Origin of the sequence: Deferribacter abyssi (assembly GCF_049472655.1) — a bacterium.
GTDB lineage: Bacteria > Chrysiogenota > Deferribacteres > Deferribacterales > Deferribacteraceae > Deferribacter > Deferribacter abyssi.
In genome coordinates this window covers 78,023-91,078 of the sequence record NZ_JAQNCS010000002.1, presented here as the reverse complement: position 1 = coordinate 91,078, position 13,056 = coordinate 78,023, and the positions used below count along the sequence as shown (strand labels likewise).

At 29.9% G+C, this 13,056-nt stretch carries 18 protein-coding genes; all 18 read left to right on the top strand.

All coding sequences use genetic code 11. The features are described from left to right. Genes acpS through OWK30_RS01395 form a run of 18 tightly spaced genes read left to right on the top strand, consistent with a single transcriptional unit; the run spans nucleotide 1 to nucleotide 13,054 of the window. Entirely contained in the window at nucleotides 1-345 is a 345-nt protein-coding gene (gene acpS / locus OWK30_RS01480; protein ID WP_423322892.1) for a holo-ACP synthase, read from the top strand. 10 nt (nucleotides 346-355) lie between these two features. Next, on the top strand, nucleotides 356-1,084 hold the full coding sequence (kdsB, locus tag OWK30_RS01475; RefSeq protein ID WP_423322890.1) for a 3-deoxy-manno-octulosonate cytidylyltransferase: 729 nt from the start codon (nucleotides 356-358) through the stop codon (nucleotides 1,082-1,084). Then, nucleotides 1,077-2,696: a CTP synthase gene (locus OWK30_RS01470; RefSeq protein ID WP_423322888.1), complete on the top strand. Its 1,620-nt coding sequence runs from the start codon at nucleotides 1,077-1,079 to the stop codon at nucleotides 2,694-2,696. Before kdsB ends, OWK30_RS01470 begins: the two co-directional genes overlap by 8 nt. Nucleotides 2,697-2,698: 2 nt before the next feature. Continuing rightward, nucleotides 2,699-3,469 carry a 3-deoxy-8-phosphooctulonate synthase gene (gene kdsA / locus OWK30_RS01465; protein ID WP_423322887.1) on the top strand — a complete coding sequence of 257 codons (771 nt, stop codon included), beginning with the start codon at nucleotides 2,699-2,701 and terminating at the stop codon, nucleotides 3,467-3,469. Further along, nucleotides 3,460-4,422 (top strand): KpsF/GutQ family sugar-phosphate isomerase, encoded by a 963-nt coding sequence (locus OWK30_RS01460; RefSeq protein WP_423322886.1) that lies wholly within the window; start codon nucleotides 3,460-3,462, stop codon nucleotides 4,420-4,422. The genes kdsA and OWK30_RS01460 overlap by 10 nt, the downstream gene beginning before the upstream one ends. Further along, on the top strand, nucleotides 4,419-4,910 hold the full coding sequence (locus tag OWK30_RS01455) for a KdsC family phosphatase (RefSeq protein ID WP_423322884.1): 492 nt from the start codon (nucleotides 4,419-4,421) through the stop codon (nucleotides 4,908-4,910). The genes OWK30_RS01460 and OWK30_RS01455 overlap by 4 nt, the downstream gene beginning before the upstream one ends. Further along, nucleotides 4,883-5,422 carry a hypothetical protein gene (locus tag OWK30_RS01450; protein ID WP_423322882.1) on the top strand — a complete coding sequence of 180 codons (540 nt, stop codon included), beginning with the start codon at nucleotides 4,883-4,885 and terminating at the stop codon, nucleotides 5,420-5,422. Before OWK30_RS01455 ends, OWK30_RS01450 begins: the two co-directional genes overlap by 28 nt. Further along, on the top strand, nucleotides 5,406-5,861 hold the full coding sequence (locus OWK30_RS01445; protein WP_423322880.1) for an LptA/OstA family protein: 456 nt from the start codon (nucleotides 5,406-5,408) through the stop codon (nucleotides 5,859-5,861). Before OWK30_RS01450 ends, OWK30_RS01445 begins: the two co-directional genes overlap by 17 nt. Continuing rightward, nucleotides 5,862-6,581 carry an LPS export ABC transporter ATP-binding protein gene (gene lptB, locus OWK30_RS01440; RefSeq protein ID WP_423322878.1) on the top strand — a complete coding sequence of 240 codons (720 nt, stop codon included), beginning with the start codon at nucleotides 5,862-5,864 and terminating at the stop codon, nucleotides 6,579-6,581. A 1-nt stretch (nucleotide 6,582) separates the two neighbouring features. Then, on the top strand, nucleotides 6,583-7,971 hold the full coding sequence (rpoN, locus tag OWK30_RS01435) for an RNA polymerase factor sigma-54 (RefSeq protein ID WP_423322876.1): 1,389 nt from the start codon (nucleotides 6,583-6,585) through the stop codon (nucleotides 7,969-7,971). Nucleotides 7,972-7,979: 8 nt separating this feature from the next. Next, the gene (gene hpf, locus OWK30_RS01430) at nucleotides 7,980-8,516 is read left to right on the top strand and encodes a ribosome hibernation-promoting factor, HPF/YfiA family (RefSeq protein ID WP_423322874.1); all 537 of its coding nucleotides are present in this window, start codon (nucleotides 7,980-7,982) and stop codon (nucleotides 8,514-8,516) included. 8 nt (nucleotides 8,517-8,524) lie between these two features. Then, nucleotides 8,525-8,989, top strand: coding sequence for a PTS sugar transporter subunit IIA (locus OWK30_RS01425; RefSeq protein WP_423322872.1), 465 nt, complete (start codon nucleotides 8,525-8,527; stop codon nucleotides 8,987-8,989). Further along, on the top strand, nucleotides 8,989-9,966 hold the full coding sequence (gene hprK, locus OWK30_RS01420) for an HPr(Ser) kinase/phosphatase (protein ID WP_423322870.1): 978 nt from the start codon (nucleotides 8,989-8,991) through the stop codon (nucleotides 9,964-9,966). Before OWK30_RS01425 ends, hprK begins: the two co-directional genes overlap by 1 nt. After that, complete coding sequence (gene rapZ / locus OWK30_RS01415; protein WP_423322868.1) at nucleotides 9,963-10,817, top strand: RNase adapter RapZ; 855 nt, start codon at nucleotides 9,963-9,965, stop codon at nucleotides 10,815-10,817. The genes hprK and rapZ overlap by 4 nt, the downstream gene beginning before the upstream one ends. Before the next feature lie 6 nt (nucleotides 10,818-10,823). Further along, nucleotides 10,824-11,222: a PTS sugar transporter subunit IIA gene (locus OWK30_RS01410; RefSeq protein ID WP_423322867.1), complete on the top strand. Its 399-nt coding sequence runs from the start codon at nucleotides 10,824-10,826 to the stop codon at nucleotides 11,220-11,222. Next, nucleotides 11,215-11,697, top strand: coding sequence for a PTS sugar transporter subunit IIB (locus OWK30_RS01405; RefSeq protein ID WP_423322865.1), 483 nt, complete (start codon nucleotides 11,215-11,217; stop codon nucleotides 11,695-11,697). The genes OWK30_RS01410 and OWK30_RS01405 overlap by 8 nt, the downstream gene beginning before the upstream one ends. Beyond that, nucleotides 11,694-12,356: a PTS sugar transporter subunit IIC gene (locus tag OWK30_RS01400; protein ID WP_423322863.1), complete on the top strand. Its 663-nt coding sequence runs from the start codon at nucleotides 11,694-11,696 to the stop codon at nucleotides 12,354-12,356. The genes OWK30_RS01405 and OWK30_RS01400 overlap by 4 nt, the downstream gene beginning before the upstream one ends. Next, complete coding sequence (locus OWK30_RS01395) at nucleotides 12,353-13,054, top strand: PTS system mannose/fructose/sorbose family transporter subunit IID (RefSeq protein ID WP_423322861.1); 702 nt, start codon at nucleotides 12,353-12,355, stop codon at nucleotides 13,052-13,054. Before OWK30_RS01400 ends, OWK30_RS01395 begins: the two co-directional genes overlap by 4 nt. Nucleotides 13,055-13,056: the final 2 nt, after the last annotated feature.

Genomic DNA, 13,056 nt, shown 5'->3' with positions numbered 1-13,056 from the left:
ATGCTTGGGTGTGATTTAATTGAGATTGATAGGATTAGAAAGTTTCTTGATAAGTTTGGTGAAAAAGCTATAAAAAGAATTTTAACTGATAATGAGATAAAGCTTTTTAATGAGTTTAGTGGTAATAGAAAAGCTGAGTTTCTTGCTGGTAGATTTGCTGCTAAAGAATCGATAATTAAATCACTGGATAAAACTGTTGTATCGTTTAGAGATATTGAAATTTTGAGAAGTAACTCAGGAAAGCCTGTTGTAAAGATAATGGGAAAAATATTAGAGAATTTGGAATTATCTATTTCACATACAAAAGATTACGCTATGGCTGTTAGTTTATTAAAGGATAAATAAAGGAGTTTATATGTCTGCTGTAGTGATTCCTGCCAGATATGAGTCAACTAGATTACCAGGTAAACCATTATTGAAAATAAATGGAATTGCCATGATAAATAGGGTAGCAACAAGATGTTTGAAATCAAAAGCTGATAGAGTGATTGTTGTAACTGACAGTGAGAAGATTTTAGATGAGTGTAACAAAATAGACGGACTTGAGTGTGTAATGAGTGATAAAAACATTAAATCTGGAACTGATAGGGTAGCTAAAGTAGCAAAATATTTGGATGAAGAGATAATAATAAATGTTCAAGGTGACGAACCTTTAATTGAACCTGAATTGATAAACAGCTTAATCGATGAGTTAAGGAAAGATGAGAATGCTGACATGATAACTGCTTATTGTGATATGGATAAAGAAGATGCTATGAATCCAAACAATGTTAAGGTCGTTGTAGATAGAAACAATTATGCAATATATTTTTCAAGATCGTTGATACCTTATGTAAGAGAAAGTAGAGATATAAAATATAAGAAACATGTTGGAATTTATGGATTTAAAAGAGATTTCTTGTTGAAATTTACAGAGTTGTCTGAAAGTGAACTAGAAAACCTAGAAAAACTTGAGCAGTTGAGAGTTATTGAAAATGGTTATAAAATAAAAGTAATACATACAACATACAACTCATTGTCAGTAGATACAAAAGATGATTTGCAAGTAGTAGAAGAAATTATTAGGGAGATGGAAAATGGCTAAATTTATTTTTGTAACCGGTGGAGTTCTTTCTTCGTTAGGTAAAGGGATAACTGCTGCATCTTTGGGTACCTTACTTGAGAATCGTGGTTATAGAGTAATTATTAAAAAATTTGATCCTTATCTGAATGTTGATCCTGGTACAATGAGTCCATTTCAGCATGGTGAAGTATATGTAACTGATGATGGCGCAGAAACAGATCTTGATTTAGGTCATTATGAAAGATTCCTAACAACAAGGACAAGCAGAGAGTGTAATGTTACAACAGGTAAAATTTATTATAATGTTATAAACAAAGAAAGAAAAGGGGATTATTTAGGAGCAACTGTTCAAGTAATACCACATGTAACAGATGAAATTAAAGATAGTATTTTTAAGTTGTCTGAAGATTATGATATAGTCATAACAGAGATTGGTGGTACAGTAGGGGATATAGAGAGTTTACCGTTTTTAGAAGCGATTAGGCAGATGAAATATGATATGGATGATAAGGATGTTGCGTATGTTCATGTAACTTTAGTCCCTTATATTAAAAGTGCTGGTGAATTAAAAACAAAACCGACACAGCATTCAGTGAAAGAGCTGAGGGCAATTGGTATTCAACCTGATGTGTTGGTTTGTAGATCTGAGTATCCTTTAGATGATAGTATTCGTAAGAAAATAGCATTATTTTGTAATGTTTCTAAAAATTCAGTTATCAATGCAATTGATGCCTCTACTATTTATCAAGTACCTTTGCTTTTACATAAAGAGGGCATAGATAGAATAATTCTTAAAAAACTTGATTTGGAAGAAAGTGATATAGATCTTTCAAAATGGGAAGATGTGGTATATAGACTGAAAAATCCTGATGATACTGTAATTATTGGTGTTGTTGGTAAATATGTGAATTTGAAAGATGCTTATATAAGTTTGAATGAGGCATTAATTCATGGTGGTATTGCTAATAAATTAAAGGTTGATATAAAATGGATAGATGCAGAAGATCTTGAAGATGGTAATGTTGGAAGGTATCTTGAAGAATTGGATGGTATTTTAGTCCCTGGTGGATTTGGTGATAGAGGAATAGAAGGGAAAATTAATGCAGTGAATTTTGCAAGGAACAAAGATATACCTTTTTTTGGGATTTGCTTAGGAATGCAGTGTGCAGTAATTGAATTTGCAAGAAACGTGATGAAATTGGAGGGTGCACATAGTGTTGAGTTTGATGATAAAACTCCATATCCTGTGATTGATTATATGGAAGAACAAAAAAATATAAAGCAATTAGGTGGAACCATGAGACTTGGTGCTTATAAATGTAAGCTCAAAGAAGGTTCAATTGCTTATGAAGCATACAAAATAGATCAAATAAGCGAAAGACACAGACATCGATTGGAGTTTAACAATAGATATAAAGAAGATTTTATTAAAGCAGGTTTAAATATTTCTGGAGTAAATCCAGATAGAGATTTAGTGGAGATTATTGAATTAAAAGCTCATAGATGGTTTCTTGGGTGTCAATTTCACCCGGAATTTAAGTCAAGGCCTTTAGAGCCACATCCGTTATTTAGAGATTTTGTAAAGGCTGCTTATAAGTATAAACTTGATAAAAAAATGAATGCTGAGAGTTGATGATGATAGTAATTGCAGGTCCATGTGTTTATGAAAATGATGATATTGCATTCAAGACATGTGATTTTTTGATGAATTTGTGCGAAAAGTATGGATTTGGTTATGTTTATAAAACATCATATGATAAAGCCAATAGAAGTTCTGTACATTCTTATAGAGGGCCTGGAATTGAAAAAGGAATAAAGTTTTTTGAAAAGTTAAAAAAAGAATATAATGTTAAGATTTTAACAGATTTTCATTCTGAGAAAGAAGCAGAAATTATAAAAGATTATGTTGATATATTACAAGTTCCAGCTTTTCTTTGTAGACAAACTGATATTTTGAGGGCAGCTGCTAAAACTGGAAAAGTAGTAAATGTGAAAAAAGGTCAGTTTATGGCACCTTGGGATATGAGAAATGTTGTGGAAAAACTAAAGTTCTTTGGTGCAAGAGATATTATGTTGACAGAAAGGGGTTACAGTTTTGGATATAATAATTTAGTGGTAGATTTTAGAAGTTTTCCTATTATGAGAGAATTTTGTGATTCTGTAATATTTGATGTTACTCATTCAGTACAATTGCCGGGTGGTAGAGGGGATGTATCTGGTGGTGAAAAAAGGTTTGCACCATACTTAGCTAGAAGTGCAGTGGCTTGTGGTGTGGATGGTTTATTCATGGAAATTCATCCTAATCCTGATATTGCACTTTGCGATGGGGCTAATATGTTAGATTTCAAAATGACAGAAAAGTTATTGGATGAAGTTAAAAAAATTAGGGATGTTTTATGGATGTAAGGGAAATTGCTAGAAGAGCATTGAAAATAGAAGCTGATGCAATTTATAAGTTGCTTAATAAAATAGATGATAATTTTGTAAAGGCTGTGGATATAATATTTAATTGTAAAGGTAGATTAGTTGTTACAGGTATGGGAAAATCCGGCTTGATTGGTAAAAAAATTGCTTCTACTTTTGCTTCAACAGGTACACCTTCGCTTTTTATGCATCCTGCCGAGGGAGTGCATGGTGATCTGGGTATGTTGGTAAAAGGTGATGTGGTTTTAGCAATATCTAATAGTGGAGAGACTGAGGAAATTGTATCTATATTACCTATAATTAAAAGGCTAGATATACTTCTGATTTCCATTGTTGGTAAACTAGATTCAACTCTTGCTAAAAAAAGTGATTGTGTTTTGGATGCTTCAGTTGAAAAGGAGGCTTGTCCGTTAAATTTGGCCCCAACAGCTAGTACTACTGCTGCTCTTGCTATGGGTGATGCTTTGGCAGTAGCTTTATTAGAAAAAAGAGGATTTAAGGAAGAAGATTTTGCAATGTTTCATCCTTCTGGAAGTCTTGGTAAAAAACTTTTATTAAAAGTTAGCGATATATATCATATAGGTAATAGAGTACCAGTTGTTAATAAAAATGTTACTGTAACTGATGCAATCCTTGAGATGAGCTCTAAAGGTTTTGGTTGTACAGCTATTGTGGATGATGATGGTAGGTTGGTAGGGATTGTAACAGATGGGGATTTAAGAAGAGGACTTGAAAAATTCAACAACCTTTTTACAAGAAACATAATGGATATAGCGTCTAAAAATCCAAAAACTATAGAAGAAGATGCCTTAGCTGCAAAGGCATTGCAGATAATGGAAAAACACTCTATTACTAGTTTGTTGGTAGTAGATGATAAAGAAAGACCTTATGGTATTATTCACTTGCATGATATTTTGAAGGCAGGAGTTATATGATTAAATATATTTTTTTAGATGTTGATGGTGTTTTAACTGATGGGGCAATAATATATAGTGAACAATGTGGTGAGATAAAAAATTTTAATGTAAGGGATGGCTTGGGTATTAGACTTGCAATGACCCTTGGATATGAGTTTTTTATTTTAACAGGTAGAAGTTCTATTGTTACTATTCAAAGATGCAAGGATCTTGGGATTGAAAATATATTTCAAGGGCTTAATAACAAAGTAAAAGCATATGAAAAAATAAAAAATGATTTAGGTTTTAGTGATAGTGAGGCAGCTTATATTGGTGATGATATAAACGATATAGCTTTACTGAAAAAAGTGGGTTTTTCTGCCACTGTAAATAATGCACCAGATTACGTTAAAGATGTTGTTGATTTTATAGTACCTGTGGATGGAGGAAAAGGAGCTGTAAGGATATTTATTGAGGAAATTATAAAGAGAAATGGACAGTGGGAAAAAGTTTTAAGTATTTATTGATTACTACTTTGCTTCTACTGATTTTTTTTCTTTTTTATTATAAAAATAAAGTTAGATTTGAAAGTGTAAAAATTAGAAAAAATAGTATCACAGTTAGTGACTTTGATATGTCTAAGAGGATTTCTAAAGATGAATTCTATAATATAAAGTCTTCTAAAGCTGAGTATAGTAAAGATCTTAATAAAATAAAGATGGAAGGTTGTAATGTTGTATACAAGAATGGAAAGAATGAGTTAGAGTTGAATGCAGATAGTTGTGAGTATGTTGTTGATAAAAAAGTGATTCTTTCAGGAAATATTTTTGGTTTTTATAATGATATTAAGTTTAGTACGGTTAGTGATATGGCAAATTGTGAATACGGTTTTGATAATGGAAGTGGTAATATTAATGGTAGGGTTGTATTTCATCAAAAAACAAATTATATTAAGGCAGATAATGTACTTTTTTTTATCAAAACTAATAAGATTATTTTTATAGGAAATGTTGAGGTAAATTATGAAGTGGTTAATTAGTTTATTTGTTATTTTTTTATTTTCTTTTAATATACATGCTTCAAATGCTATAAAAATAAAATCTGATAAGTTGATTTATGATGGAGAGAAAAGGGAATCTCTTTTTGAAGGTAATGTAGAAGCAGTTTATGATAATACTACAGTTAATAGTGATAAGATGATAGTTTATATAAATGAAAATAATAGACCTGTAAAAATTATTTGCATAGGAAATGTTAAAGTTGTAAGGGATAATATATTATCTTTATCTGATAGAGCCGAGATGGATATAATTAAAGATTTAACTGTTTTAAAAGGGAATGTAAAAATTTGGCAGAATAAAAATTATTTAGAAGGAGACGAAGTATACATTTATAATAAAGAAAAAAGGCTGGAAGTGAAGAATATTAAGGATAAAAAGGTTAAGATTATTTTTTATCCTGATGAAAAGGTAAAATAGATGACTTTAGAAGCTAAAGGATTAATAAAAAGGTATAAAAACAGGAATGTGGTTGATGGTGTTAATTTAGTTTTGAATAAAGGTGAGGTAGTTGGGCTTCTTGGTCCGAATGGTGCAGGCAAAACTACTACATTTTATATGTTAGTTGGAATAATAAAGCCTGATGAAGGGAAAATTTTTTATAAAGGTGATGAAATAACTGAAATGCCTATTTATAAAAGAGCAGAAAAAGGGATTGGGTATCTTCCTCAAGAAGTATCTATTTTTAGAAAGCTTACAGTATATGAAAACTTATATGCAGCGATGGAGCTTAAATATAAAGATGTAGGATTTATAGAAGAAAGAATAAATCAATTGTTGAAGGATTTTGGATTAGAGAAAGTGAAAGATACGATAGGATATTCACTTAGTGGAGGAGAAAAAAGAAGAGCTGAAATTGCTAGATGTCTTTCCATTGAACCAGAAATAATTTTGCTTGATGAGCCTTTTGCTGGGATTGATCCAATTTCTGTTCAGGAAATACAATGTATGATTGAAAGACTGAAAAAAATGAATATTGGAATTTTAATAACTGATCATAATGTTAGGGAAACATTGCAAATTACTGATAGAGCATATATTATGCATAATGGAAAAATATTAACACATGGCACACCTGAAGAGATTATTGAAAATGAAAAAGTGAGAGAAACGTATCTCGGAGAAGGGTATAGATTATAAAATGAGCAAATTAAACATCACCCTAAAGAATAAACTGTCTCAAAAACTTCTTATTACTCCTCAAATGAAACAGTCATTAAATATTCTTCAGCTTCCAATGTTTGAATTGTCGCAAGAGATCAATAGTATTCTGGAAGAAAATCCAGTTTTAGAAGAAATTGAGAAAAAAGAAGATTTGGTAGAAGACGATATTAATGTTGACTCTTATATTGAAGAATTGAAAAAAGTAGATATGGAGTTTTTCTTTGATGAAGATGATGAATTTAAATATTATATAAAAGAAGATGATGATATCAATTTTGAAAAATTTGTTAGTAAGAAACCCAATTTGTATCAACATTTACTTTTTCAATTAGATATTTCTTCATTAAAAGGTGATGATTACAGAATAGGGGAGTATATAATAGGTAATTTGACTGAAAATGGTTATTTTAGACTAGATATTGATTCATCAGCTAAAGAACTGGGGGTTACAAAAGAGCGCTTTTTACGGGTTCTTAGAAAGATTCAGGAATTTGATCCTTCTGGCATTGCGAGTAGAAACTTAAAAGAATGTTTGAATATTCAGTTGAAAGATTTTAAAGTTAAAGAAGAAGATCTTAACTATATTAATGTTATTCTTGATAAGTATGAGACTGAACTGATAAGTGGAAATTACGAGTATATTATAGCTGATTTGGGTATTGATAAGGATTATTTTGATTATCTTATGGGGTTAATTAAAAAAGTTGATCCTAAGCCTGGGTTAAAGTTTAATAGTGAGACAGTTTATATTATCCCAGATGTTTATGTTATCAAGAAAGGTGATGATTTGGAAGTTCGATTAAACGAAGAATATATTCCTTCGATAAAATTAAATAGTTATTATGTTAAATTATTTAAGAGTAAGGAGCTTGACGAAAAGACTAAAGAGTATGTAGAAGAGAAAGTAAAAAATGCGTTATGGATATTGAAAAGTTTAAATCAGAGGAAAAAAGCAATTTTAAAAGTAGTGGAAACTATTGTAAAGCACCAAAAGCATTTTTTTCTTTATGGTGATAGGAACTTAAAACCACTTAAGTTAAAGGATGTGTCAGCTGAAACTAAACTTCATGAATCTACAATAAGTAGGGTTACGTCTAATAAGTACTTAGCATGTGAATATGGTGTTTATGAGATTAAAAGTTTTTTTGTAAAAGGGATTGAAACTATTGATGGAACAATAAGTGTTGATGCAATCAAAACGTTAATTAAAGAAATAATAGATAGTGAAGATAAGAAGAAACCTTTTAGTGATGAAAAAATTGTGGAAATTTTGTCAAAAAAAGGTATAAAAATTGCAAGGCGGACTGTTGCAAAATATAGAGATGAATTAGGAATACCATCTACAAGTAAAAGAAAACAAAGATAGGAGGTTTTATGAATATTCAAATAACTGCAAGAAATATTGACTTAACAGATCCAATTAGAAATTATGTGGAAAAGAAAGTATCCAAGATAAAGAGGTATTTTAATCAAATTATAGATGTGCATGTTCTTCTAGAAGTTCAGAAGAATGTGCATATTGCTGAAATCTTGGTGGATGCAAAAGGTGTTTTTTTGAAGGGACTGGAGAAATCTGAAGATCTTTATGCATCAATTGACTTGGCTGTTGATAAAATTGAAAAACAGCTGGTAAAATATAAAGAAAAACTTAAAAACAAGAAAATTATGGAAAATACTCCTGGTTCTTCATTAAGACTTAATGTTATTGATGTTGATTCTATTTTTGAGACTGAAAAGCCTAAAACAATTATTTCTAAACAAATACCAGCAAAACCGATGACTATAGATGAGGCTGTAATGCAAATGGAGTTATTAAACAAGAACTTTTTTGTGTTTAGAAATGCTGATACTGGCGAGGTAAATGTTGTTTATCATAGAGATGATGGTAATATTGGATTAATTGAACCATAAGGGAAATTATGATGAAAATTGCTGATTATATTGATGAAAATCATATCATATTTTTAGATGGTAAATATGCTAAAGAAGAGTTGTTAGAATATTTTGCTAGGAAATTTAAAGAGATTGATCTTATTGAAGATGAGAGTCTGGTTTATAATTCTCTTATCGAAAGAGAAAAGTTAAGTTCTACTGCAGTGGGGGAAGAAGTTGCAATTCCCCACGCTAAAATTACTGATTTAGATGAAATTAAGATATTGATAGCAATTTCAAAAGAAGGACAAGATTTTGATGCAGCAGACAGGTTGCCTGTAAAGTTATTCTTTGTTGTTATTGCACCAGCTAATCAAATGCAATTACATCTGAAGACACTTGCAAGGATTTCTAGATTGATGAAGATGACTAATTTCAAAAGTAGAGTTTTATCTGTAAATACTCCATCTGAAGTATTAAATATTTTGAAAGAAGAGGAAAGTAATTTGTAATGAAGAAAATACCAGTTTCAGAGCTATTAGCTCCTGAAGCTGCAAGTCTTAAATTAAAACTGATTTATGGTAGAAAGCTATTAGATAAAAAATTTATAAACAATCATAGGATTCAAAAGCCTGGTTTGGGGTTGGCTGGTTATACAGAGCATATTCATGAGGGAAGAGTTCAGATATTGGGTAATACAGAAATTTCTTATTTAAAGACATTACCTTTTACAGAAAAGTATAAATCTATAACTAAATTATGTCAGAAAAATATTTCATGCTTTGTTGTTACTAAAAACTTACATATTCCTAAAATTGTGATTCAAGCTTGTAAAGAGAATTATGTCCCAATCTTTAGAACTGAACTAGTTAGCTCTGCGGCTATCAGTGAAATATCTTCATATTTAGAAGAAAAACTTGCACCTATGACAAATTTACATGGTGTTTTAGTCGATGTGCATGGAGTCGGTGTATTGATTATGGGACGAAGCGGTATTGGTAAAAGTGAGTGTGCGTTAGAGCTTGTTAAGAGAGGACATAGACTTGTTGCTGATGATGTGGTAATCGTAAAAAGGAAGCAGGGATATTTAGTTGGTAACAGTGATGATATTTTAAGAAACCATATAGAAGTACGCGGATTGGGGATTTTGAATATTAAAGAAATGTATGGGATTGGATCTATAAGGCTTAGAAAAAAAGTGGAAATGGTTGTGAAACTTTTGGATTGGGACAAAGAGGACAATTATGATAGAACAGGGTTGAATAAGAACACAGTGGATATTTTAGGAGTAGAACTACCTTTGCTTAACATACCTGTTTCTCCTGGAAGAAATATTGCGATCATAATTGAAGCTGCTGCAAGAAATCATCTTTTAAAACTGATGGGATTTGATGCAGCACATGAGTTTAGTGAGAGGTTAAATAGGATTATTAAAAGGAATGAAGAGAAAGTAATAAAGAATGTTATGTTTAAAAAAGGGATTGAATGAAAAAAGATTTGTCAATTGTTATTGTAACAGGACTTTCTGGGGCAGGAAAATCTACTGCAGCCAAATCTCTGGAAGATCAAGGATATTATACTATAGATAATATCCCTTTATTTTTAGCTGAAAAATTTTTTCAATTTACCTATGATTTTAATGTAGAAATTTCAAAAATAGCATTTGTTATTGATGTTAGGAATAAGGAGTTTGATAAAGCATATAATTTTATAAAGGAAATAAAAAATAATTATGAAGCAGATATTTTGTTTCTTGAAGCTAATGAAAATGTTTTGCTTAATAGGTATAAAGAAACAAGAAGAAAGCATCCTTTAGGGGATGATCTTATTAAAGCTATAGAAAAAGAGGTTTCGTTGTTAAGCAAAATAAGGGATTTAGCTGATTTTATAATAGATACCTCTAATCTTAATGTGAATGAATTGTCTACAAAAATAAGTGAGTTATTCTCTAAAAAAATACAAACTAATTTGGTTTTAACGGTTCAATCTTTCGGCTTTAAATATGGAATTCCTCCTGAGTCTGATATGGTTTTTGATGTGAGATTCTTAAAAAACCCTCATTATGTTGATAAGTATAGGCCGTTGACTGGGTTAGATAATGAAGTGAAAGATTATATTTTTTCGGATAAAAGAAGTAGAATTTTTTTACGTAAATTGAAGAATTTACTAGATTTTTTAATTCCAAATTATATGAGAGAAGGGAAAAAATATCTTACAATTTCAATAGGTTGTACAGGAGGAAAGCATAGGTCAGTGGCAATAGCAGATTTTATTTATAAATATATGCTAGAAAAAACTGATTTAAATGTTAAAATTAAACATAGAGATATGGAAAGGTGAGGTTATATGGTTGGAATTGTAATTTTAACTCATGGTTCTTTGGGACTTGCATTGTTAAAAACAGCAGAAATGATTTTAGGGAAAAAAGATAGAGTTGAGATTTTAGCTGTGCAAACTGGATCGTCTTTAAATGATATTGCTGGGGTATTAGAAGAATACATAATTAAGTACAAAAAGGATGGTTTATTAATATTTACTGATATGTTTGGTGGGAGTCCATCCAATATAGCAATGGCGTATTTAGGTGAAGAAAAAGTAGATGTTGTAACGGGTGTTAATTTACCGATGTTAATAAAAGCTTTGACTTTAAGAGAGGAAACTAATGATGTGGAGGAAATTGCAAGAAAGGTTGTAGAAAGAGGTAAGCAGAGTATTAAAAGACCTGGAGATTTGTTAAATGGATAAACGCATAATTTTTCGCGTGGATGATAGATTAATACATGGGCAAGTTATTGAAGGCTGGATTAAATACTATAAAATTAATGATGTAATTATTGTTAGTGATAATATTGTTAAAGATGAGCTTAAAAAAACAATATATAAGAGTATTATACCAAATAGTGTTAGTCTGAATTTTTACTCAGTATCTGATTTTAAGAAAAAATTTGATATTAAAAAGATTAAAAATGATCTTTTAGTACTTTTTGAAGATGTAAATACTTTTATGCAGGTTTCAGATCTTTTATCAGATGAAATATATATTAATATAGGTTGTGTTGCAAACAGGAAGCATAAGATAGAAGTTTCTGATACTGTTTATTTAACCAAAGAAGAGATTTTAGCATTATGTACTCTTCGGGATAAGTATATGATTTTTACTAAAAAATTGCCATGGGAAACAAATGTAGATATTAAAAATTTCCATAAATTGGTAAAATGAAGTATCTGTTTTTATTTTTTTTATCAGGATTAATTTCAGTTGATAGAAACAGTGCTTTTAATATTATGGTGTCGCGCCCAATATTGATTGCTCTTATAATTGGATTGATATTGGGTAATTTAACAATGTGTTTATTACTCGGTGTAGTTTTTGAGCTTATTGGTTTAATAGATTTACCTGTAGGGACTCATGTTCCACGAGATGATTCTTTTATGTGTTATGTTGGATGTTTTATGATAAATTTTGTTAGTATTGATAATGTATTCAAGTTGTTTATACTGTTGTTATTGCTAATTATTTCCTCTTATCCTGTAACTTTTACTGATACTCTTACTCGTCGGTTAAATCAAGGTATTTTTTTAAAAAACAAAGTTAAGTGGAATGATTTCCCTGTTACAAGAGTGTTAGCTTGGGGAGTATTAATCTCATTTTTTAGAGGTGTTATAGTTTATAATTTTTTGTTTTTTGTTATATATTTTGTATATAACCAACTTGTAGTTATTAATTTTAATTTTATATTTAATAAATATGTAACAGATTATTTGATATTACTGATTTTTTTCTTATCAGGGTATTTAATTAGATTCTTAAGTTTTAAAAGCTTAACCAAATATATAGTTTTTATTATAGGTGTCATTTTAGGGTGGTTGGTTATATGAGTAAATTTAAAAGATTTATTAAAAGTTTGTTTTATCAAGCTAACTGGAATTACGAGAATATGCAAGGTACAGGATTTGTTTATTTGTTGGATGAAATAAATAAAGAAAAGGAATTTAATGTACCTGATAAAATAATAAAAAGGGAACTTAGCTATTTTAATACACATCCTTTTTTATTTATGTTCGTTGTTGGTGTATGGTTTAAGGAATTTTTGAATCAAGGTGATCCAGAATCATATAAAAGAATTTATTCTTCAGCATTTGGTGCTTTGGGAGATAGTTTTTTTTGGCACGCTTTACGACCAGCTTCTTTTGTGTTTGCTGCTATAATTGCGTTTTATAATCCTATGATTGCATTAATATTTTATTTATTATTTTTTAATTTCTTTCATTTTTTCTTTTTATATAAGGGATTTGATATTGGTTTTACATATGGTAAGGAAACTATAAGCTGGTTTAATAAGATTTTCTTCAATAAATGGGCAAGTTATTTTGATATTATAACATCTTTTTTTATGGGTTTATTTTTGGTTGTAATGTTGCACAAGACTGGATTTGAAAATAATTTTAATTTTTATATAATGTGCTTGGGGTATTTTTTAGTAGGGACTACTTTAGCTAAAAAGGTTGATGTGATGTTTAGTCTAATAATGGTCATAATAATAACTTTAGTATTAAAAATATCGGTAGGTATTTAACT